This is a genomic window from Pseudomonas sp. FG98 (assembly GCF_057808595.1).
Genome location: NZ_JBMDIJ010000090.1, coordinates 1 through 23,004 on the forward strand (window position 1 = coordinate 1; position 23,004 = coordinate 23,004).

Here is a 23,004-nt window from a genome sequence, read left to right on the forward strand (position 1 = left end):
GTTGTTGCCGCATAACTGGCTGCCGTTACGCAACCTGTAATGCCCGTTCGCTTACGGTGATGCGTGCATCGGCTACATCCTCCAGCGCTTGGCTGATCCGAAGACGCTCTCTCAATTGCTCATGCCCCACCTCAACTTGGAGTCTCCAGCTTTCGCTCAAGCCATCGGAGAGGTGAAAAATGCTGATCAGGTCAAGCAGTTACTGGCTCAACGTGGGGATTTGCTAACGGGAGAGTTCTTCGAGCCATTTATTCAAATGGCAGCGGCTCAGATTGCGGCCCTTGGGGCAAGCAATAAAGGCATGATTGCGCGTGCGGTGAAGCAGAGTCACATCCGAGTGATGTCAGAATCGGTTTCACCCGAAAAGCGAGCTGATCGTTTCAGGGCATTGAGCTACAGCGTAGAGACCTATACACCTGGTGATCTACCACTGGGCGATTCCATTGTGCTCTTTCATGTAAAGGGGGGGAGGGCATTCAGTCCGTTTCTCGACAAAGAGGATGAGCTGGTACACGTAGTTCTTCCCCTGACACCCAGCTTGTTCCTCATGGGTACCACTGGCACTTATCAGGGCCCGCCCACTTATGACATGCCAAGAGAGATTGCTCGGTGCAGCATGGATTACTTCATCGCGAGTGAAGCCAAACCGCGCCTGGCTGACCTGAGGTATGAGATTGGCTCTAACGCTCAGTGGGTCTCTGAAACTGAGGTGGATGGCATCATGGAGGAGGTCATCCAGAAACTCATGCAGGGGGAGCACTGAGCGTGATGAGCCCTGATGCGGTAAGCCCAATAGCGCCTGTGGAAGCCCTTATCAGTCAACCTTCCATAGGGCGGCAAGGCTTGCGCTCTAATCTGGCGCTGTCGGTGAAAGCGGCCTATCTGACCCCGTTAACGCCTTCAGGCGGATCTGCAATTGGCCGCTACGCAGCGGCTCCCAGAGTCGCATGCTTCAACGTCTGTTGCCCAAGCATCCACTGGCCTGGATGAACTCTTCGTCTGTGAACGCCGAAGGTATTTTGTCTCGCTGCAAGGTGCCACCCATGTGTAACGGAACGGTCGGTACTCGGTTACGGACACAGAGGCTGCTCCAATCTACCCAATCACGGTCTGCGGTGACCATCAGGTCAGAAGGGGGAGTGCCTAAGCTGATCCAGCGCCATCATACATGCCAGGCCGTTGAAGGAGCTTGGTGAAGTTGAGGGCCAGGCGAGTATCGCTGCTTATCAAGTCCATTGCTTGCCCCTTGTGAGTGCTCCACATTACTCGCGCCATATCAATGTAGTGCCGGTAAGTGGTGATAATGTCTTCATGGCCCAGCTGATTAATGATCACTTGCGAGACTGCTAGTACCAACGCGTCGGTGCTTTCAGTCAGGAGCATGTCGCCAAAGGTAGCGATCAGGTATTGAGTCGGCCACCAGTGTCGGGTCTGGTAAAAGTCGATGTGAGGCCTGAACTCAGGCCACTTTTTCATCGCGTTAGCCTTAGCCCGATTCGTTCGGGCCGAAATCATATCGGCAGTAACAGGGATTCCATACTTGTTGAGGAAGAGAATGTCGGGTGGGCATTCTTGGCCTGTACGATCTTTGTAAAGCTTCTTTCGTGCTGAGTAGTAGGGTGTGATGTAGTTATCTTGTAGTGCGCGCAGCTCTTCCATGTGAATGATGATGGTGCGATCTTTGTGGCCTTTGCTGTCATAAACCGTATAGTTGACTGTCGGGGTCGTCTTTGTCATCTCCGAGTAGGGGAGGATGTGCGTATTATCAGCATTGCCAATATAAGGAAACTTCACGATATCCATCGGGCGCATCGCTGTCCCAAGAGCAAAGGTGAAGAGCACGGCGTAAACAGGGTCTACGTAAGATTCTAAAAGAACTTTGATTTCAAAGTCGGAGATTAAGAAGTCAAATTTCTTTTGCCTGTTTCTTCTGTCGAGGGTTTGAATATTTGATGCATCAATTCGCATCTTTGATTGGGACTGAAGATAGTTAAGCATGCGCCTGCTTCTGAAGTTCGCTCTCCAGGTTTTGAGGTTGACGTTCACATTGGTAGGGAATTTCTCTTCACTTAGCCAATGAAAAAAGCCCATCAACAAGTGAGCCTCATCAATGATACTCTCGGTTGAAGGTTTTGCTGACTGCTTGGCGAGCCGATTGCTCTGGCGATCAGCCTGCCATCGCATGACATCCCTGTTATCGGCAAGTAGGTGGTAAGTGGAAATGTCCTTGCCTATCATTTTTTCCTGTGTGGAGAGGAATTTATAAAAATTTACCAAGATGCCAGCGTAGCGTTTAGACGTATGGCGGGATGAACGAGTCTTTTTATACAAAAATAAATTGGGGTGAGAGAGGAGTACGCTCTTTCCACCAAACTCGGCGATCAGCACGTAGTGGGAAACCTCCAGCTTTCTAGTTTCACTGGAGATGTAGGTGATCAGCTTTCTGTTAATGGTCAGCATGGGTAAATTCCTGGTCAGTCGCCTTGAGATATTCTAAAGTTTACGACTTCGTCGAAGCCCCAGGAGACATTGGGCGCATCAGCGTTGTCCGCAGCTTTTAGCTCATCAATAGGAATGTTGCGGAACATGAATTCGCGCTGTGCTTTCTTTTCGATCTCGGAGAAGGAGTGCGGTACACACACTGAGATTTTAAATGCCTTGGGTAGATTCTTTGTAAAGTTTATGAATTCAGTTCTTGTGAATAGAGGGAGTCTGATGATGAGCGCGGTCTCATTCTCGCGAGCGACATAGTTGTCGGCGTAGTAGCCGAAGCGAGATATATAGCGCTCTGCAAAGATAACCACGCGAACATTAGGTACGTTGGCGAAAGTAGTTAATCTTTCTCGGGCTTCTTGAATTCTATCATCTTTCGCATCTTCAAATGCGTCAATGTCCGGGTCTTTGCCGAGTTTTGCGCTGATTTCTTCAATGCCGATGTTGAAGACAAGATTGTTTTTAGCGGCGCCCATGGGGCTGGTGCCGGAGTAATTCTCTACTGCCAATGCAAGCTTAAGTTCCAGGTCGGAGATTTTTTTCTTGTACTCGTCGCTAAGAAGTGTTTGCCTTTCCAGTGTGTTGGAAATTGTATGACTGTGGAGTAAGGTCAGGTCATCGTTCATCAGTGTAGTGATGTGTCGATCAATAGCTGCCTTCAATGCTTGCTCATGAGCTACTTGATTTTTTTGTATCAAGTCTTTGTAATGCGACTCAACTGCGTTGATTGCACTTTGAGTCTGTATCTCGATTTTTTGATCGCGGTCATCGGTGAGTTCGGAAATGTTCCGACTGCCGTTTATATAGGGTTTAAGGTCGTCGTAATAACGGTCTAGAGCCTGCCGGCTGATACCTGCACTTACAGCGAGATCTTTAAGCTTAAGCTTTTTAGACGTACCTGAAACGTAATGCTGGATGATGAGTTCAATGATGAGCTTGCGCCGATCACTTCCAGGGGCAGCGGCTACTTCTGGCAGGTTCTGATCGAGTGGAGTGCTCTGTTTGTGGTCAGACATGGCGCACCTCGATACGATTCTGATTGGCGTTTTTTGCCTGCATGCTGTCCAGGCTGCCCGTGGCTTCGAGGTTAGCCAGGTGGTGTTGGGAGGCTGTAATCCTGCGCACCAATTCGCGCTCAGCTTTCGGGGATAATTTGCCGCTACCGCGGTTCAATAGCGTGGTATAGAAGTCCACGTTATCGCTCAAAGACTGCTTGGCGGACTCCAGAACCACGATTTTTTTGCAATCAGGCTGGCAGTTGGACGGGTCGGGCTGGAAGTTGTCGTTGAGGGCCTTCCGGTTCATCAGGCACGGTGGGACATTGTCAGCATTGTAGTGTTCGCCCGACAGACAGAAAGTACCTACAGCAGTTCTTCGTACGAAGAGTTGCTCGCCTGCAGCTAGGAGATGGCTGATATAGGACATAAGTGAGATTTTCAATTGCTTTCCGGAGAACTCCTCCGGGCGTTTGGAAATCTGCTGAGAGATCCGGATGGCGGCTTCTCCGGAATGCCCGCCGTACCGAATGCCAGCCACAATTTCATGGAACTCACGGGTGTAATTCTGCTCAATGGCTAATGCCACTGTTCTGACCATCAAAGGGTTTCTGGAGATATACTGAAGCGTCATTGCGTAGCTTTTGTGCCCAAATAGGGCCCTGATGATGTCGATGTTACGCTCATCTCGGTTGATGAGAATTTCAGCAATTGTTTTCCTGAATCGATGGCAGTGAATCCTATCGACGGGCACCGCGTTACGGATCGAGACGATCACAATTTGTACAATGCCAGATGTAGAGGTCTTCACGTCACTGGCCGACGCGTTGGATTGAAAAAGCCATCCGCTCTTTTTGAATCGACCTATATCCCTCAGATTTTCGAATTGACGTATCGCATCGCCAATGAATTTGGGAATAGGTAATTCGTCAGCTTCGCCTACAGTGGGGTTGTGTGCGGTCTTATGGCGATGTATCGTAAGCCAATATTCATCATTTTCATCAAGCCTTAAGTCAGAAAATTTAATGGGTGCCAATTCGGACTTCCGAGCGCCTGTGATCAATGCCACCATGATGAATATGGCGTTTCGAAGGTTGTCTAAAGCATAAGCATACTCGGTAAGCCAGGTGTAGCAGAAAAGTGGTTTGTTGTGCTTAATTGCTTTACGCAACTTACACGTCATTACCTGCTTTCCATCGATAGTGATGTTCGTCAGTTCTTCGAATTTTACCAAGGGGGACGTTCGCTCAATTGCGCCGTCCTTGTGTTGTGCTACCTCGTCCTTCAAGTAGTTTCGGAGTTTCAATAACTCCGGGGCTGCTTTCTCGATCCAGAATAGCGAGTACTCCGTAAGGCTCTCTAGATCTTCTTCGGAGAAAGGAATCCAGGAGCTGACATTGCCACGGAAATAGCGCTGGTAAATATCTTTGCGAAGCTCCGGGCTGTCGAACTCAGTGAGGTTGACGCCAATGCAGAGTTCCTCGGGGATTAATTTGTGATCTGAAATCAGAACCCAGATACGCAGGGTTTGGTAAAGCTGAAACAAGTCAGACTTCGAGTGATGCTTTCTTGCCTTATCGAAAGCGGCTCTGATCAGATCCATCGAGATCAGACGTATGTGTTCGGGCTTGGCGGTGAGGTGGAAGTCCCTGAATACATAATCCTCCATCACCCTATAGAGGTGGCCGTGATGGCGCGCTGACGTATAGCTTCGAATATTTCCTAATGGTGCATACTCACGAATAGTATGGAAGATAATTGCACGTTTAAGGGTGTTAGAGCCCTCAAGCTCTCTGTTGAAATGCACATTGTTGGCTGCGCCGGTTCCAGCGCGTGGGAGATGCCAAGTATCATCTAAGTAATTAGATTCAGCCGATATTGGGAAATTTCCGCCGCTAACGGAAAGTTTGTTTTTTAGCGAAAATGATGGAGTTACGCTGGTTGTGCCGAAAGTTTGCTCGAAATCTTCTTTGAGCTCATCACTGCAGTCCTCTTCGTCGGCTGCTTCCTCTGCCGCCAATTCGTCTAAGTCAGTATCTGAGACCGTATCGTAAGCGGCTTCTGAGTCAGATTCAGCAGAAGTGCAGATTTGCTCATCCATGCTGGTCAGCATTTCCTGACTTGCAATGGTGGGATCAGCAGCCTCGTCAATAGAACTGGTGGAGGACGCTTGTGATGGAGTCGTGTGGCTGTTCATGCTCTTAGTCTCTTCGGTGGCATTTATTTGGAATGTGTCCAGCCACGGATAAATTTGCTCAGTGGGGTTATAGGCAAGCTCAGATGTCGTGACCTTCGCTTTCAAAAATGATCTCTAAAATTCTGAGGTCTCGGGGTAGGAGTGGCGCATTGCGCCGGCGATAACGAGAGGCTACTTTGATATCGTCGTCATCACCCCAGGCATCCAAAATGTATTGGATAGCTTCAAGTTCGCGTTGGAAGCGGCTATCGAAGCCAATGTTGCTATCGCGTTCTTCAAGGTATTCCAGAAGATGGCTCGCCCGTTCGATCAAGAAGGGCAGAGAGTCTTCGAAGATTCGAATTTGACTGCAGAAAATACATTCGGGGATTGCGAAGCACTTTTTTCCTGTGGAGTAAATAACTTCAGAGCCTACCCAGTCAGGTTTGGTTTGGTCTGCGCATGCCCACAGCGCTTTGGTGAGGCCGGGGATGTGAAAGATCTTTAACTGGCCGGAGGCCTCGGCTTGCGCGTGTGGGGCGAGAAGGCCTTTGAATTGTCGGGCACGAAGAAGCTCAATGATGGCCTCAAGTTCGGATCGGAGGCGTTTCAGGCGCTCTTGGCGTGCCGCGCCCGAGTCGTCATAGAAAATATCGGTAGTATCGCGATCTGAGTGACCCAAGGTGGTCGAGAGCTGTGACAGTGGGTTATGTTTCTTTTTATGAAGCAGCCAAGTTGGCCGAAGACGCTTGGTCAACTCCTTCGCACTCTCCAGGCGCTTCCCGTTGTCAATCACCTCATACATTTTGAGGAAGTTCTTGATCCCGGCCAGGAAGGTTGGAGTATAGGCAATGGAAGTGTAACGTCCGCCTCTGCTCCAGTCTGATTTAAGCCGAATGCAAGCGAAAAGCGGGTTCATTCTCTCTTCATAAGTCGCTGCTGGAACGCGATCCAGAGAGAACTGAATGAGCGGCTCACTCAGGCGTTGGCAAAGACCGATTAAGCTATAAAAGCTGAGAGGGTCATCCGTTCTTGAGGGGAGGTGAATTCTTTTGGGCTTGTCATAGTCTTTTCCCATGTTTTGGGATTTGTTTTTTTCTGAGTAAATGACCCTGATCGCTTCTTCAATTGCGCCTGTAAGAATATGCTCGTAACTGTCTTGGTCGACAGCTAATACAGTTTCTTTGTTCCAGCCGGACTGGAACATCATAAATGTAATTAGGGCCGCCATGTCTTCCATGGTCGGATAGTACATTCCCATCAGATTATCAATGTTCGGGGTTCTGATTTGCGACTTTACCGGATTCGCAGTTGACATCCGATAAAGAAGAATCTTGATGATGTCGTTGCAGCTATCTTCAATTTTCATCAGGTTTTTTTGATCGTAAGTATCCGTCAGTCTGTCGAGATCGACGCTGAAAGGAAATTTATGAACCAAAAAGGTCTTGATGGCTCGGGCATTGTCCATTACCCAGTTTCTGGCACTCTTGTCGAACGGGTCTGTTAATCCGTCGAACTCAATGCTCGCTCTTTCCGAACAGTAAATGGCTTTAAATTTCTTGATGCCGTCTGGGTCTGTAGCCAGTGCCTGGATTTCAGGGTCTGGAGATCTCGCAAAGCGAGAACGATAGGAGTCGCGATGGGCATCGCGCTTCATAACCTCGACATGCTTCTGCCACTCTAATAGCCGCTGGCGAGTAGGGATTGGCTTGATCTCATCCATTACCTCTTCGGCGAGGTATGGCTTGGCCTGGTGAACCTTCAGCCGATATTCGAGCTTTTGATAGAGAGTCAGAATATGGGTCGAGCAGGCCGTCTGCAGGCTCTCGAAGCCATCCTTATGCAAGGGCTCACTTCTCTTTCGCCTACCAATGGTCACGTACGGCAGTATCAAGCGAGGCAGAATGCCGTCGTCCGCAACCTTGGCTACAGCTGTTTTGAGCTTGATAATGTTCGCAGACGCGTAGCCTTGCTTCGCCAGGAAGTCTTGGTAGCCCAGGTACACCTCAGTGTTGATGTCGGTGTACTTCGTGATCTGCAAGCTAGGGTGGTTTCGCTTGTTTAGCCCGTCGATGAACTCAAGAAGCGTCTCAATTCCCGCGCGTAAGGCATACGCGTTGGTTGCATTGCCCTCATGCGTGTAAGCCACAAAAAGGATGTGCAGCGATTGGCACAGGTCTGTGCTCGCATCGAAGAACGGGCTTTTCAGGTACCGGCATGTGATCAGCTTTTCATTAGCTACCAGAACCGATGTGATCTCCGAATAGTTAACCGGAGCGGTTCCCATCAGGTAGTCAATGTCGGAGGTAGGCTGCGGGCTGTCGATCGTAGCGCTCACGATTTCAACCCTTCTCTTGCTTGCTAGGGGAGGTGGCACTCCCGCTCTGGCGGCTAGTCGGGTTGGTTGGATCAGCTGGATCGTTTGGGTCGGTTAAGGCCTGGCAAGCTGCCCATGCCTGGTCTACTGCCGCGCGCAGCTCTTCGAGACCCTGATCGTTCATGATCAGAATGTCCTCGGGCAGTTGATCTATCCCGTCCTCAGAGGAGTGGGCTTTCACCTTCAGCAAGTCAGGGCGCTTGATATGCCAGATCTTTCCGTTATGCCGGCGCAGGAAGGCTGCTTCGTTCTCAAAGCGGATGTCTTTGATAATGATGATCTGAGCATCAGCTGGCAGGTTGCCGCGTGGCTTGAGGGCCACCAGGGGACGCTGGCTACGGAGCTCATTGAAGTCCGGGTACATCTCATAGGCGTGGCGCTTCAGCAGGTTGATCACATCGCGCGGAGTGAGCCCCCACTTGCTGTCGAATGTATCGAGCTCTGATGTGATCTGGTCGGACGAGAAGTCAAAAAACGCTTGGGCTGCGAGGACGAAGGGGGCTTCTTCAGGTGACAGAGCTTCCAGGTCTACAGGGTGGGTAGAGCTGTGAGCAGGACGATTAATCTCCCGCTCAGCTCTCATCAGCCAATGCTCTGGGTTATGATGACGCATCCATTCAGTACCAACCGCCTGGAAGAACTCCCGAGGTGACCTGCCCCAAAGCGCAATGGGCTGCTCCTTGAGATTGTCATCCCAGGCCTCTGCATCTGATAGACCAAACAATGCTTGGCAACCCACCTTGAGTGGGTCGGCTAGGGCGAAAGCCGCAACGTGAGAATGGGACAGCAGCATGGAGGCCACGGTGTCTTTTCCGGATCTTGCCAGGGCTGCTAGGCCGATGATTGTTCTCACTTCTTCTCCTTTTTCCTGCTCAGAGCCTTCGGGCTATGGGCTAAGATATGGTTTACATTTCTCATGAAGGGAATATATCACAGCTTGTTTACGTTTCTGATGAAGGGAAAACAAGATGCCACCTACGCCTACCAGGGCGGTGGCCGCGGCCTGAGTGTCGAGCGTATCGCTACCCTGGAGCATTTCGTTCAGGGCGGGTTGCAGCCCGACCTGACGCTGCTGTTCGACCTGCCGGTGGAAGTAGGTCTGTCCCGTGCCGCCGCCCGCGGTCGCCTGGACCGTTTCGAGCAGGAAGGCCAGGGTTTCTTCGAGGCCGTGCGCCAGGCTTATCTGCAGCGCGCAAAGGCGGATCCGCAACGCTATCGGCTGATCGACGCGGCGTTGCCGCTGGCCGCCGTGCAGCAGTCGCTGGACGGCCTGGTCGGGCAGATCGTGGAGCGCTGCCGTGGCTGAGGCCTACCCGTGGCAGGCGGCGCTCTGGCAGCAATTGGCCGGTCGCGCCCGTCATGCCCACGCCTATCTGCTGCACGGCCCGCAAGGTATCGGCAAGCGGGCCCTGGCCGAGCAACTGATGGCGCTGCTGCTCTGCCAGCGACCTGCCGAGATGCGGGCATGTGGGCAGTGCAAGTCGTGCATGCTGCTGAGTGCGGGCAGTCATCCGGACAACTACGTGCTGGAGCCGGAAGAAGCAGACAAGCCGATCAAGGTCGACCAGGTCCGTGATCTGGTCGGCTTCGTCACCCAGACCGCCCAGCTCGGCGGGCGCAAGGTGGTGTTGATCGAGCCGGTGGAGGCGATGAACGTCAATGCCGCCAACGCCTTGCTCAAGAGTCTTGAAGAACCCTCCGGCGACACCGTGCTGCTGCTCGTCAGTCACCAGCCGAGCCGCTTGCTGCCCACCATCAAGAGCCGTTGCCAGCAGATTGCCTGCCCGCAGCCGAAGGAGGCTGATAGCCTGGCCTGGCTGGCTTCGGCGCTGCCTGAATGCGAAGAGCAGGAGCGTGTCGAGCTGTTGAGCCTGGCTGCCGGCTCGCCGTTGATGGCGGTCAGCTTGCAGGCCCAGGGCGTGCGCGAGCACCGTGCCCAGGTGGTCGACGGGGTGAAGAGGCTGCTCAAGCAGCAGCAATCCCCCAGTCAGCTTGCCGAATCCTGGAAAGATGTCTCGCTGTTGCATCTGTTCGACTGGTTCTGCGACTGGTCGAACCTGATCCTGCGCTACCAGTTGACCCAGGATGAAGAGGGGCTTGGTCTCGCCGATATGCGCAAGGTCGTGCAGTACCTGGCGCAGAAGAGCCCGCAGGGCAAGGTGCTGCAGATCCAGGACTGGATTCTCGAACAGCGCCAGAAGGTCCTCGGCAAGGCCAACCTCAACCGTGTACTGCTGCTCGAAGCCTTGCTGGCTTCCTGGGCAATGCTGCCGGGTCAGCGCTGAGCGACCGGCTTCCAATTTTCTCTGATCGTGATTTCGCCATGCTTGTAGATTCCCATTGCCATCTCGACCGCCTTGATCTTGCTGCCCACGATGGTTCGCTGGATGCGGCCCTGGAAGCGGCGCGGGCCCGTGGAGTCGGGCATTTCCTGTGTATTGGCGTCAGCGCCGACAATGCGGCCCAGGTCAAGGCCCTTGCCGAACGCTATGCCGATGTCGACTGCTCGGTAGGTGTCCATCCACTGGACCTCGCACCGGGCGCCGAGCCGGCGCTGGACTGGCTGCTGCAGGAATTGAATCACCCGAATGTGGTGGCGATCGGCGAGACCGGTCTCGACTATCACTACGAGCCCGAGGCGGCGGAGTTGCAACAGGCCTCGTTCCGACTGCACCTGGATGCCGCTCGGATCACCGGCAAGCCGGTGGTCATCCATACCCGCGCTGCGCGGGCGGATACCCTGACCTTGCTGCGCGAGGCCGCCTTGCCCCAGGCTGGCGTGCTGCATTGCTTCACCGAGGACTGGGACATGGCCAAGGCTGCCCTGGATCTCGGCTACTACATCTCCCTGTCCGGCATCGTCACCTTCCGCAATGCCGACGCGCTGCGTGACGTTGCCCGCCAGGTGCCCGCCGATCGCCTGCTGGTGGAAACCGATTCGCCTTACCTGGCGCCGATCCCCCATCGCGGCAAGCCGAACCTGCCGGAATACGTGCGTGACGTGGCGGAGTTCATCGCCCTGGTGCGTGGTGAGCGTTACGAGCAGTTGGCAGAGCAGACCACGGCCAACTTCCGCCGTCTGTTCCCGCTGGCGCGGGTGCGTCAGGACTGAGCCCGGCACGCGGGCAAAAAAAACCCGGGTTCTGGGGGGGGAATCCGGGTTAAGACCATTAGGAGTAAAACAAAGGCGAACACTCCTTGATCACCTTTATTGGCGCGACACTTGGGGGATATGCCCCGCCAACAATTCAAGTATTAATCAGGATTGATTGGCTTCCACCGCGTATTGCTCGTTTTTTAAACAGATTTGGAATACGCTCGCCGCTGCTGAGAGCGCATCGCTCCTGGCAAAAGTTCTCGAAGCCGCTGACATGCTTGGATGATCCGTGCATTTTGCCGCAAGTTAGGCATAATACTTGGCTTCGATTTTGATCCAGACCTTCTTATGCAGAAAGAACCTCGCAAGGTCCGTGAATTTCGTCGCCGTGAGCAAGAGATTCTCGATACCGCACTCAAGCTGTTTCTCGAACAGGGTGAAGACAGCGTCACCGTCGAGATGATCGCTGATGCTGTGGGTATCGGCAAAGGCACGATCTACAAGCACTTCAAGTCCAAGGCAGAGATCTATCTGCGCTTGATGCTCGACTACGAGCGCGACTTGAACCAACTGCTGCACTCCGCCGATGTCGACCGCGACAAGGAAGCCCTGTCGCGCGCCTATTTCGAATTCCGCATGCGCGACCCGCAACGCTATCGCCTGTTCGATCGCCTGGAAGAGAAGGTGGTCAAGGGGCACCAGGTGCCGGAGATGGTCGAGGAACTGCACAAGATCCGCGCCTCCAACTTCGACCGCCTGACCTTGTTGATCAAGGGCCGCATCAGCGAAGGCAAGCTCGAAGACGTGCCGCCGTACTTCCACTACTGCGCCGCCTGGGCACTGGTCCACGGCGCCGTGGCGCTGTACCACTCGCCGTTCTGGAGCAATGTGCTGGAAGACCAGGAAGGTTTCTTCCAGTTCCTGATGGACATCGGCGTTCGCATGGGCAACAAGCGCAAGCGCGACCCGGAGCCGTCCGCCAGCTGATATCTGCCGGCGACACGCCCGCTACTGGATACGACCGGGCAGGAATATACTCGGAGAGGAGGCTTGCAAAAACCTGATTTTTGAGTCAGGTTTCGCAAGCCCGATTCATCCATGCCGGAGTTTTCCATGATCGTCGACCGTCAAGGCAGGCGTTTTCGCAATCTGCGCGTCAGCCTTACCGCCGCCTGCAACTACGCATGCACCTACTGCGTGCCCGACGGCAAGCGTCTGGTCGCGGCTCAGGATGAGCTGTCCGCCGAGGCATTGGCGCGTGGTGTTGCCTGGCTGATCGAAGCGGCCGGCATCGAGCGTTTGCGGGTCACCGGTGGCGAGCCGTTGGTCAGCCCCAAGCTGGAAACCTTCCTGCAGACCGTGGCCGGCTTCGGTCTCGATGACATCAGCCTGACCACCAATGGCCAATTGCTCGCGCGCAAGCTGCCGCTGTTGCTGGATGTTGGCATCCGTCGTCTCAATGTCTCCCTCGATACCCTCGATCCCCAGGCTTTCCGGTCCATTGCCCGAGGGGGCGATCTGGCCACTGTGCTCGACGGCATGGCTCAGGCATCCGCCGCCGGCATGAAGATCAAGGTCAACATGGTGCCTCTGCGTGGGCAGAACCTCGATCAAGTCCTGCCGTTGCTGGAGTACTGCCTGGAGCATGGCTACGAGCTGCGCTTCATCGAGTTGATGCGCATGGGCCATCTGGCTCGGGACAACAATGCCTTCCTGCAGCAGTTCGTCGGCCTGGAGACCCTGTTGCAGGTGATCGGCGAGCGCTACGAGTACGCCCAGGCCGAAGCGCCGATCGATGCTACAGCGTTGCGCTACCGGATCCCGGGGCAGGGCTGCTTTGGCGTGATCGCCAACGAAAGCGTGCCGTTCTGCCGGACCTGCTCGCGCTTGCGTCTATCGTCCACGGGTTGGCTGCATGGCTGCCTGTCGTCAAGCAACCGGCACTACATCGGCGATCTGCTCGATCGTCCTCGCCACCTGGCCCTGCCGGCCCTGCAGGGCCTGCTGGTCAAGGCCCTCGGCGACAAGCAGAGCGTGGCCTTCTCCGGCGGTGCGACGGTGATGAAGATCATCGGCGGCTGAGCCCGCAAGCTGGCGCAGAACCTGCATCAGCGGGCTGTTCGCCGGATTTCCGTCGCCGGCCTCTGGAGGAAAGATGCGTAGCCTGGTTCTGCTGCTGGCGTTCGTCACGCTGGGCGGCTGCATGACTGTCAGCGACATGGGTGAGGCCACCCGTTACCAAATGAGCGATGCCGGCCTGCTGGACCACAGCAATACCCAGCGCTCGATGTCGCTGCGCCTGCAACCCGACTCGTTCATTTTCATTGCCCAAGGAGTCTTCGTGCCGCCGGGCCGGGCATATCCGCGTCCCAATGTGGTGGCTGAAGAGGCCTTCAAGGGCTTCGTTGAATACTTCCCGCTGGTGCGTCGCGCCGAAGGCCCGATTGGCCTTGAGGATGCGCTTGGTCAGGCCCGTGCCGTCGGTGCCCACTACTTGCTGTACACCCGTTTCGCCAGGGCGGACAACCGCATCGGCAATGGTGACGAATGGTATGACGAGCAGGCGGTGGATCGCCTTGGCATCGATACCGGCACCATCCAGATGATGCTGATCGAAACCAGCACCCGCTACCTGATCGACACCGCGCGCATCCACACCCGCGGCGGTTTGCTGACGTTCCATGACAACAAGCCGGAAGATTTGATCGGTCCGCCCCTGGAGGACTACGCTCGTGCCCTTCTGGGTCTGAGCAACTGAGGAGTATCGAGCATGGCTGACACGGGCAAGGCAGGCGACCTGCTGGCGCAAATCCCCAAGGCGGAGAAAGGCTTGCCGCCCGTGCATCTGTGGAATCCGGACTTCTGTGGCGATATCGACATGCGCATCGCCCGTGATGGCACCTGGTTCTACCTGGGTACACCGATCGGTCGCAAGCCCATGGTGCGGCTGTTTTCCACCATCATTCGTCGCGACGGTGACGACTACTTCCTGGTAACGCCGGTGGAGAAGGTGGGTATCAAGGTCGACGATGCGCCGTTCGTGGCGGTCAGCGTGGAAGTGCAGGGCACTGGCGAGGCGCAGGTGCTGCGTTTCACCAGCAATGTGGAGGACCAGGTCGAGGCGGGTCCCGAGCATCCGCTGCGCTTCGTCATCGATCCGGTCACCCAGGAGCCCGCGCCCTACGTGCACATGCGCACCAATCTCGAAGCGCTGATTCACCGCAATGTCTTTTACGAGCTGGTAACGCTGGCGGTGTCCCGCGAGATCGATGGCGAGGCCTGGCTTGGGGTGTGGAGCGGCGGCGAGTTCTATCCGATCGGGCGGGAGTGACCGCCCGCTTTCTTTTTTTGCCGCAATGAAAAAACCTCCAGTGCTTGCGCATCTGGAGGTTTTCAGTATTTGGCTCCGCGACCTGGACTCGAACCAGGGACCCAATGATTAACAGTCATTTGCTCTACCGACTGAGCTATCGCGGAATCTGTGGCGCATCTTACTGATTCCCAAGGAGAAGTCAAGCTTCCCCTTGGGAATTTATCGCTTACAGCACTTCAACGATGGCTTTGGTCACCACGTGGATGTTGCTCTGGTTCAGGGTGGCCACGCAGATGCGGCCAGTGTCCAAGGCATAGATGCCGAACTCGTTCTTCAGGCGGGCCACCTGCTCAACGCTCAGGCCCGAGTAGGAGAACATGCCACGCTGGCGACCGACGAAGCTGAAGTCGCGCTTGGCGCCGTATTCGGCCAGCAGGTCGACCATCTGCTTGCGCATGCCGTGGATGCGGCCGCGCATTTCACCCAGCTCGGTTTCCCACATCTGACGCAGCTCGGCGCTGTTCAGTACGGCGGCAACGATGCTCGCGCCGTGGGTTGGCGGGTTGGAGTAGGTGGTGCGGATCACGCGCTTGACCTGGGACAGCACGCGGCTGCTCTCGTCCTTGCTGCTGGTGACGATCGACAGCGCGCCGACGCGTTCGCCGTACAGCGAGAACGACTTGGAGAACGAGCTGGAAACGAAGAAGTCCAGGCCGGACTCGGCGAACAGGCGCACGGCGAAGGCGTCTTCGGCGATGCCGTCGCCAAAGCCCTGGTAGGCCATGTCGAGGAACGGCACGTGGCCCTTGGTCTTGACCACTTCCAGGACGTTTTTCCAGTCGTCCAGGCTCAGGTCGACGCCAGTCGGGTTATGGCAGCAGGCGTGCAGGACGATGATCGAGCCGGCCGGCAGGTTGTTCAGGTCTTCCAGCATGCCGGCGCGGTTGACGTCGTTGCTCGGAGCGTCGTAGTAGCGGTAGTTCTGCACCGGGAAGCCGGCGGTTTCGAACAGCGCGCGGTGGTTTTCCCAGCTCGGGTCGCTGATGGCGACGACGGCGTTCGGCGACAGTTGCTTGAGGAAGTCGGCACCGATCTTCAGGGCGCCGGTACCACCGACGGCCTGGACAGTGACCACGCGGCCCGCGGCCAGCAGCGGCGACTCGGCACCGAACAGCAGTTTCTGCACGGCCTGGTCGTAGGCGGCGATGCCGTCGATCGGCAGGTAGCCGCGGGAAGCGTGCTGGGCGGCACGTTGGGTTTCGGCTTCGATGACCGCACGCAGCAGTGGAATGCGTCCTTCTTCGTTGCAGTAAACGCCTACGCCGAGGTTGACTTTCTCGGTGCGGGTGTCGGCGTTGAATGCTTCGTTGAGGCCCAGAATGGGATCGCGTGGTGCCAGCTCGACAGCGGAAAACAGGCTCATTATTACCTTGGCTCTGAATGGAGGGTGAGTAGGGTTCGCACGCTCCAGCCGAATGCACTAGAGCGGTGCACAAACGGGGAGTCAGTATAGTGATACCGGTTGGTCACGGCGACAGTCTGCCGCAGCTTTTCCTGCTGTTTCCCGGAATATTTTTCGACCGTTAGTCGAATCCTTCGGTCAATCAGAGGAAATGCGCCGTACTCAAGGTTGAAACTGGCGCCGGGCGCCTTTAATTGGGTATAACTACTGGCTAAAAATACAGTTGCCTGTATCCCGCACTGCGTAGAGGTCCGTCATGTCCGAGTTTCAACTGGTCACCCGTTTCCAGCCGGCCGGCGATCAGCCGGAAGCCATCCGTTTGATGGTCGAAGGCATCGAGGCCGGGCTGGCGCACCAGACCCTGCTCGGCGTGACCGGCTCGGGCAAGACCTTCAGCATCGCCAACGTGATTTCCCAGGTGCAGCGCCCGACCCTGGTGCTGGCGCCGAACAAGACCCTGGCCGCGCAGCTGTATGGCGAGTTCAAGGCGTTCTTCCCCAACAATGCCGTCGAGTATTTCGTCTCCTACTACGACTACTACCAGCCGGAAGCCTATGTGCCGTCGTCGGACACCTTCATCGAGAAGGATGCCTCGATCAACGACCACATCGAACAGATGCGCCTGTCCGCGACCAAGGCCCTGCTCGAGCGGCGCGACGCCATCATCGTCACCACGGTGTCCTGCATCTACGGTCTGGGTAGCCCCGAGACCTACCTGAAGATGGTCCTGCACATCGATCGCGGCGACAAACTCGACCAGCGCGCCTTGCTCCGTCGCCTCGCCGACCTGCAATACACCCGCAACGAGATGGACTTCGCCCGCGCCACCTTCCGCGTGCGCGGCGATGTGATCGATGTGTTCCCCGCCGAATCCGACCTTGAAGCCATCCGTATCGAGTTGTTCGACGACGAGGTGGAGAACCTCAGCGCCTTCGACCCGTTGACCGGCGAAGTGATCCGCAAGCTGCCGCGTTTCACCTTCTACCCGAAGAGCCACTACGTCACCCCGCGGGAAACCCTGCTGGAAGCGGTGGATGGCATCAAGGACGAGCTCAAGGACCGCCTGGAGTACCTGCACAAGGCCAACAAGCTGGTCGAGGCCCAGCGTCTGGAGCAGCGCACCCGCTTCGACCTGGAGATGATTCTCGAACTGGGCTACTGCAACGGCATCGAAAACTACTCGCGCTACCTGTCGGGGCGCCCGGCCGGGGCGCCGCCACCGACCCTGTACGACTACCTGCCGCCGGACGCCCTGCTGGTGATCGACGAATCCCACGTCAGCGTTCCCCAGGTCGGGGCCATGTACAAGGGCGACCGTTCGCGCAAGGAAACCCTGGTGGAATACGGCTTCCGCCTGCCCTCGGCGCTGGACAACCGGCCGATGCGTTTCGACGAATGGGAAAGCGTCAGCCCGCAGACCATCTTCGTCTCGGCGACGCCCGGGCCTTACGAGGCGGAGCACGCCGGACGGGTGGTGGAGCAGGTGGTACGGCCGACCGGCCTGGTCGACCCGCAGGTCGAGATCCGTCCGGCGCTGACTCAGGTCGACGATCTGCTCTCGGAAATCCGCAAGCGTGTGGCCATGGAAGAGCGCGTGCTGGTCACCACCCTGACCAAGCGCATGGCCGAGGATCTCACCGACTACCTGGCCGACCACGATGTGCGGGTGCGCTACCTGCACTCGGACATCGACACGGTGGAGCGGGTCGAGATCATCCGCGACCTGCGCCTGGGCACCTTCGACGTGCTGGTAGGGATCAACCTGCTGCGCGAAGGCCTGGACATGCCCGAGGTGTCGCTGGTGGCGATCCTCGATGCCGACAAGGAAGGCTTCCTGCGTTCCGAGCGTTCGCTGATCCAGACCATCGGCCGGGCTGCGCGCAACCTCAATGGCCGGGCGATCCTCTACGCTGATCAGATCACCGGGTCGATGCAGCGGGCGATCGACGAAACCGAGCGGCGCCGCGAGAAGCAGATTGCCTTCAACCAGGCCAACGGCATCGTGCCCAAGGGTGTGGTCAAGGACATCACCGACATCCTCGAAGGCGCCAACGTACCGGGCTCGCGCAGCAAGAAGCGCAAGGGCATGGCCAAGGCAGCGGAGGAGAGCGCCAAGTACGAAGCCGAACTGCGCTCGCCGGCGGAGATCACCAAGCGCATCAAGCAACTGGAAGAGAAGATGTTCCAGCTGGCGCGGGATCTGGAGTTCGAGGCGGCGGCGCAGATGCGCGACGATATTGCCAAGCTGCGCGAGAAGCTGATTACCGCCTGAATTTTTCTTGCTCTTTAGGGCCTCATCGCCGGCAACGCCGGCTCCCACAGGTACTGCGTTGTACGCAAATTCCAGTGGGAGCCGGCGTTGCTGGCGATGAGGCCCTGGAGATCAATGAGCCTCTCCAGCCTTGAGCCCCTGAGGCAGCTTCCTGGTCATCAACACCGCAACCATGCTGATCGCCAACCCGATCCCGACAAAATGGAAGGCATCGTTGTAGGCCATGATCAGCGCCTGCTGATGGGTAATCTCGCTCAATCGCCCCAGCGCAGCAGCATCGCTGCCCAGCTTCTCTGCCAGTTGCGCCAGGCGCTCCGCCACCTGTGGATTGGTCGGCACCACCGCTTCGCGCAGGTAATCGAAATACACCTTGGTCCGCGCATCCAGCAGGGTCGCCAGCAGGGCGATGCCGATGGCGCCGCCGAGGTTGCGCAGGATATTGAACAGGCTCGACGCCGAGCCCGCGTCCTGCGCCTGGATATAGGCGGTGGCGATCAGCGAGATGGTCACCATGATCAGCGGCTGGCCAAGGGCGCGAATGATCTGGATATGGTTGAACTGGTCGCCGGCGAAGTCCGGATTGAGCACCCCGGAACTGAAACTGGCCAGGCCGAACAGCCCGAACCCCACGGCGCAAAGGACCTTCGGCGAAATCACCTTCATCAGCTTCGGCACTAGCGGAATCAGGAACAACTGGGGGATCCCCATCCACATGATCACTTCGCCGATCTGCAAGGCGTTGTAGTTCTGGATCTGCGCCAGGTACAGCGGTAACAGATAGATCGAGCCGTACAGGCCGACACCCATGCCCAGACTGGCGATGCTCGACAGGCCGAAGTTGCGGTTGCTGAGGATGCGCAGGTTGATCAGCGGATTGGGCCGGGAGAACTGGATGATCACGAAGGTGATCAGGCTGATCAGGGCGACGCTGCCGAGACCGACGATCAGGCTCGATTCCAGCCAGTCCTTGCGATGCCCTTCTTCCAGGAACACCTGCAAACAGCCCAGGCCGACACCGAGGGTGACGATACCGGCATAGTCCGTGCTTTTCAGTAGCTCCCAATGGGCTTCCTTCTTCTCCAGGCCATACATCAACCCGGCGATCATCAGCAGCCCGGGCGGGATGTTGATGTAGAAGATGTACTCCCAGCCCCAGTTTTCCGTGAGCCAGCCGCCCAGCGCCGGGCCGATGGAGGGGGCGAAGGTCGCGGTCATGGCAAACATCGCCATGCCCTTGGCGCGGTGGTGTTCCGGCAGCTTGATCAGGGTCAGGGTGAATGCCAGCGGAATCAGCGCGCCGCCGGTAAAGCCCTGCATGGCGCGGAACAGGATCATGCTTTCCAGGTTCCAGGCCATGGAGCAGAGCAGCGACGACACCAGGAAGCCGAGGGAAACCCACACCGCCAGGCGCCGCGCCGAGAGCAACTGCACCAGCCAGGCGGTCAGCGGGATCATGATGATCTCGGCCACCAGGTAGGACGTGGAAATCCACGAGCCTTCCTCCAGGGTGGCCGACAGCGCGCCCTGGATGTCCTTCAGCGAGGCATTGGTGATCTGGATATCCAGCACGGCCATGAAGGCGCCGAGCATGGCGCTCATCACGGCGATCCAGTCGCGTCGGCTTGGCTCGCCGACGGGACGGATCAGTTGATCACCGGCCATCGCTGCGCAGGTCGACGGTGGCGGTGACCGACATGCCGGGACGGATGCGACCTTGCAGCGGATTATCGGCGGCGAAGGTCAGTTTCACCGGAATGCGTTGTACGACCTTGGTGAAGTTGCCGGTGGCATTGTCCGGCGGCAGCAGGCTGAACTGCGCGCCCGAGGCGGCGAACAGACTGTCGACGCGGCCTTCGATCGGTGTATCCGGGTAGCTGTCGAAGACCAGTTCGGCACGCTGGCCGGGCTGCATCTTGCCGATCTGGGTTTCCTTGAAGTTGGCCTGTACCCAGATGTCCTGGTCGGGAACGATGGACAGCAGGTAGGCGCCGTTCTGCACGTACTGGCCGTCGCGGGCGGCGCGCTGGCCGATCAAGCCGCTGATCGGTGCATGGATTTCGCTGCGGCTCAGGTTCAGTTCGGCCTGGGCCAGGTCGGTGCGGGCGGTGGCGATCAGTGCGTCGAGGCGCTTGAGTTCTGCCTCCAGCGCGCTGACCTGCTGGCGCTGGCCCTGCAGGTCGGCCTGGGCCTTGCTGACCTGGGAACGGGCCACGTTGTTTTCCGCGGAAAGGGTGGTGACCCGCTCTTCGGAGACGAAACCCGGCTTGCGCAGGGCCTGGGCGCGGTTCAGGTCGATCTGGGCGCGGCCGAGGGTGGCCTGGCTGGCGGAGACCTGGGCCTGGCCGGCGGCGATCAGACTGGATTGCTGGGTCAGACGGCTCTCGGCCTGCAGGCGCTCGGCCTGATGGGTGTCGAGGGCGGCACGGGCGCGTTCCACGGCGAAGCGAAAGTCGTCGGCTTCCAGACGCACCAGCAGGTCGCCCTTGTTCACGTGCTGGTTGTCCTGCACCAGCACCGTGTCGATGCGCGCGCTCAACTGGCTGGAGACCCGGGTGATCTCGCCCTGGACATAGGCGTTGTCGGTGCTTTCATAAAAGCGTCCCTTCAGGTACCAGTGGGCGAAGAACGCCCCGGCAACCAGGAGGACCAGAAAAACAAAAAACAGCAGGCGACGCTTGAGTTGGGCAGGCATGAGGACGATCGTTCCGAAAATGTAAGCAAATTTAACAAGCATTGGATCCAGCGCGGCAAGTGACGATCACGCCCATTACTGGAGCCCGGCGCCTGCTCCCTGTTAACATCCCGGCTTTGTTTCACCTCTTGTTCGAGACTCTCATGACCACCGTTCGCACGCGCATCGCGCCTTCGCCTACTGGCGATCCCCACGTCGGCACCGCCTACATCGCCCTGTTCAACTACTGCTTTGCCAAGCAGCACGGCGGCGAGTTCATCCTGCGTATCGAAGATACCGACCAGTTGCGTTCGACCCGCGAATCCGAACAACAGATCTTCGACGCCCTGCGCTGGCTCGGCATCGAATGGGCCGAAGGCCCGGATGTCGGTGGTCCGCACGGCCCGTACCGGCAGAGCGAGCGGGGTGAGATCTACAAGCAGTACGCCCAGCAACTGGTCGACCTGGGTCATGCCTTCCCGTGCTTCTGCACTGCCGAAGAGCTGGACCAGATGCGCGCCGAACAGATGGCCCGCGGTGAAACCCCACGTTACGACGGGCGCGCGCTGCTGCTGTCGGCGGAAGAGGTGCAACGTCGCCTGGCCGCTGGCGAGCCCCATGTGATCCGCATGAAAGTGCCGAGCGAAGGCGTCTGCGTGGTGCCGGACATGCTCCGTGGCGATGTCGAGATCCCATGGGACCGCATGGACATGCAGGTGCTGATGAAGACCGACGGTCTGCCCACCTACTTCCTGGCCAACGTGGTCGACGACCACCTGATGGGCATCACCCACGTCCTGCGCGGCGAAGAGTGGCTGCCGTCGGCGCCGAAGCTGATCAAGCTGTACGAGTACTTCGGCTGGGAACAACCGAAGCTGTGCTACATGCCGCTGCTGCGCAACCCGGACAAGAGCAAGCTGTCCAAGCGCAAGAACCCGACCTCGGTGACCTTCTACGAGCGCATGGGCTTCATGCCGGAAGCCATGCTCAACTACCTCGGGCGCATGGGCTGGTCGATGCCGGACGAGCGCGAGAAGTTCTCCCTGGCCGAGATGGTCGAGCACTTCGACCTGTCCCGTGTCTCCCTGGGTGGTCCGATCTTCGATATCGAGAAACTGTCCTGGCTCAACGGCCAGTGGCTGCGTGACCTGCCGGTGGACGAGTTTGCCGCACGGGTACAGAAGTGGGCGTTCAACAGCGACTACATGATGAAGATTGCCCCGCATGTGCAGGGCCGGGTCGAGACTTTCAGCCAGATCGCCCCGCTGGGCGGCTTCTTCTTCGAAGGCGCGCTGAAGCTGGATGCCAAGCTGTTCGAGCACAAGAAGTTGTCGAACGACCAGGTGCGCCAAGTCATGCAACTGATCCTGTGGAAGCTGGAAAGCCTGCGTCAGTGGGAAAAGGACCGTATCACCGGTTGCATCCAGGCCGTGGTCGAGGCCCTGGAACTGAAGCTGCGTGATGCCATGCCGCTGATGTTCGCCGCGATCAGTGGCCAGGCCAGCTCGGTCTCGGTCCTCGACGCCATGGAGATCCTCGGTCCGGACCTGACTCGCTATCGTCTGCGCCAGGCCCTGGATCTTCTGGGCGGCGTTTCCAAGAAAGAAAACAAGGAATGGGAGAAGCTTTTGGGCACCATCGCCTGATCGCCTTCACCTGTTTTCTTGCGGGGCGAACCCGCTGCCATCGGCGTTTTGCCGGGGTAGCGGGTTCGCCCCGCAGTCGTTTCGCCAGGTGCGAGAGGGCGGCAATACCCCGTAAACACGGGGCTTTTCCCGGTCAGGGGCGGTAAGTGATTGTTATCTAGGAAAAAATTTTTGAATTTTGTTGAAAATAAGTTTGACAGGTCTGTAATCCGATCTTAATATGCGCCCCGTCCACAGCGATGAACGAAAACGAAACGCGAAGCACCCAGCCAAGCGATTCAAGTTCAAAGCGACATTGTGGGGCTATAGCTCAGCTGGGAGAGCGCCTGCATGGCATGCAGGAGGTCAGCGGTTCGATCCCGCTTAGCTCCACCAAATTCCGCTTGGCAGCCGAGGCTGACAAGCAAGACCGGGTCCAGCAACCGGGTCTTGAAGGTAAGAAGGTTCGTCCCCTTCGTCTAGTGGCCTAGGACACCGCCCTTTCACGGCGGTAACAGGGGTT

Annotated in this window: 17 protein-coding genes, 2 tRNA genes and 1 pseudogene; 11 read left to right on the forward strand and 9 right to left on the reverse strand. The window is 57.4% G+C overall.

What is annotated here, in order from left to right:
• Positions 1-121 precede the first annotated feature (121 nt).
• Complete coding sequence (locus tag ACODSK_RS28460; RefSeq protein ID WP_489020887.1) at positions 122-763, forward strand: hypothetical protein; 642 nt, start codon at positions 122-124, stop codon at positions 761-763.
• A gap of 380 nt (positions 764-1,143) precedes the next feature.
• Here ACODSK_RS28460 and ACODSK_RS28465 read toward each other — a convergent pair whose 3' ends face one another.
• The 5 genes from ACODSK_RS28465 to ACODSK_RS28485 all read right to left on the reverse strand — a co-directional run bounded on the left by ACODSK_RS28465 (position 1,144) and on the right by ACODSK_RS28485 (position 8,894).
• Entirely contained in the window at positions 1,144-2,460 is a 1,317-nt protein-coding gene (locus ACODSK_RS28465) for a site-specific integrase (RefSeq protein WP_489020888.1), read from the reverse strand.
• A 14-nt stretch (positions 2,461-2,474) separates the two neighbouring features.
• Complete coding sequence (locus tag ACODSK_RS28470; RefSeq protein WP_489020890.1) at positions 2,475-3,509, reverse strand: hypothetical protein; 1,035 nt, start codon at positions 3,507-3,509, stop codon at positions 2,475-2,477.
• Entirely contained in the window at positions 3,502-5,685 is a 2,184-nt protein-coding gene (locus ACODSK_RS28475; RefSeq protein ID WP_489020892.1) for a tyrosine-type recombinase/integrase, read from the reverse strand. Before ACODSK_RS28475 ends, ACODSK_RS28470 begins: the two co-directional genes overlap by 8 nt.
• A gap of 79 nt (positions 5,686-5,764) precedes the next feature.
• Positions 5,765-8,002: a hypothetical protein gene (locus tag ACODSK_RS28480; protein WP_489020893.1), complete on the reverse strand. Its 2,238-nt coding sequence runs from the start codon at positions 8,000-8,002 to the stop codon at positions 5,765-5,767.
• A 4-nt stretch (positions 8,003-8,006) separates the two neighbouring features.
• A complete protein-coding gene (locus ACODSK_RS28485) occupies positions 8,007-8,894 on the reverse strand; it encodes a deoxynucleotide monophosphate kinase family protein (protein ID WP_489020895.1) in 888 nt (295 codons plus the stop codon).
• Between the two features lie 114 nt (positions 8,895-9,008).
• On the opposite strand from ACODSK_RS28485, the pseudogene ACODSK_RS28490 reads away from it, so the two are divergent.
• The 7 genes and pseudogenes from ACODSK_RS28490 to ACODSK_RS28520 form a co-directional block, all read left to right on the forward strand.
• Positions 9,009-9,347: pseudogene (locus ACODSK_RS28490) on the forward strand (dTMP kinase); the annotation flags it as partial.
• The gene (locus tag ACODSK_RS28495) at positions 9,340-10,326 is read left to right on the forward strand and encodes a DNA polymerase III subunit delta' (RefSeq protein ID WP_489020897.1); all 987 of its coding nucleotides are present in this window, start codon (positions 9,340-9,342) and stop codon (positions 10,324-10,326) included. The pseudogene ACODSK_RS28490 and the gene ACODSK_RS28495, both read left to right, overlap by 8 nt.
• A 38-nt stretch (positions 10,327-10,364) precedes the next feature.
• Positions 10,365-11,153, forward strand: a complete 789-nt coding sequence (locus ACODSK_RS28500; protein ID WP_489020899.1) for a TatD family hydrolase — start codon at positions 10,365-10,367, stop codon at positions 11,151-11,153.
• Between the two features lie 333 nt (positions 11,154-11,486).
• Complete coding sequence (locus ACODSK_RS28505) at positions 11,487-12,125, forward strand: TetR/AcrR family transcriptional regulator (RefSeq protein WP_075803898.1); 639 nt, start codon at positions 11,487-11,489, stop codon at positions 12,123-12,125.
• Positions 12,126-12,251: 126 nt separating this feature from the next.
• Complete coding sequence (locus ACODSK_RS28510; RefSeq protein ID WP_489020901.1) at positions 12,252-13,220, forward strand: GTP 3',8-cyclase MoaA; 969 nt, start codon at positions 12,252-12,254, stop codon at positions 13,218-13,220.
• Positions 13,221-13,293: 73 nt separating this feature from the next.
• A complete protein-coding gene (locus ACODSK_RS28515; RefSeq protein ID WP_489020903.1) occupies positions 13,294-13,896 on the forward strand; it encodes a DUF4823 domain-containing protein in 603 nt (200 codons plus the stop codon).
• 12 nt (positions 13,897-13,908) lie between these two features.
• Entirely contained in the window at positions 13,909-14,469 is a 561-nt protein-coding gene (locus ACODSK_RS28520) for a DUF1285 domain-containing protein (protein ID WP_489020904.1), read from the forward strand.
• A 70-nt stretch (positions 14,470-14,539) separates the two neighbouring features.
• Here ACODSK_RS28520 and ACODSK_RS28525 read toward each other — a convergent pair.
• Positions 14,540-14,615 (reverse strand) — tRNA-Asn (locus tag ACODSK_RS28525).
• A 62-nt stretch (positions 14,616-14,677) separates the two neighbouring features.
• A complete protein-coding gene (locus tag ACODSK_RS28530; protein WP_489020906.1) occupies positions 14,678-15,874 on the reverse strand; it encodes an amino acid aminotransferase in 1,197 nt (398 codons plus the stop codon).
• 295 nt (positions 15,875-16,169) lie between these two features.
• On the opposite strand from ACODSK_RS28530, the gene uvrB reads away from it, so the two are divergent.
• Positions 16,170-18,185: an excinuclease ABC subunit UvrB gene (gene uvrB, locus ACODSK_RS28535; protein ID WP_489020908.1), complete on the forward strand. Its 2,016-nt coding sequence runs from the start codon at positions 16,170-16,172 to the stop codon at positions 18,183-18,185.
• 111 nt (positions 18,186-18,296) lie between these two features.
• Here the strand turns inward: uvrB and ACODSK_RS28540 are convergent, their stop codons facing one another.
• Together ACODSK_RS28540 and ACODSK_RS28545 are read right to left on the reverse strand one after the other, a co-directional pair.
• Positions 18,297-19,847: an MDR family MFS transporter gene (locus ACODSK_RS28540; protein ID WP_489020910.1), complete on the reverse strand. Its 1,551-nt coding sequence runs from the start codon at positions 19,845-19,847 to the stop codon at positions 18,297-18,299.
• Positions 19,837-20,877: an HlyD family secretion protein gene (locus ACODSK_RS28545; RefSeq protein ID WP_489020912.1), complete on the reverse strand. Its 1,041-nt coding sequence runs from the start codon at positions 20,875-20,877 to the stop codon at positions 19,837-19,839. The genes ACODSK_RS28540 and ACODSK_RS28545 overlap by 11 nt, the downstream gene beginning before the upstream one ends.
• 143 nt (positions 20,878-21,020) lie before the next feature.
• On the opposite strand from ACODSK_RS28545, the gene gltX reads away from it, so the two are divergent.
• A complete protein-coding gene (gene gltX, locus ACODSK_RS28550) occupies positions 21,021-22,502 on the forward strand; it encodes a glutamate--tRNA ligase (protein WP_489020914.1) in 1,482 nt (493 codons plus the stop codon).
• 299 nt (positions 22,503-22,801) lie between these two features.
• A tRNA-Ala gene (locus ACODSK_RS28555) sits at positions 22,802-22,877 on the forward strand.
• The last annotated feature ends 127 nt before the right edge of the window (positions 22,878-23,004 follow it).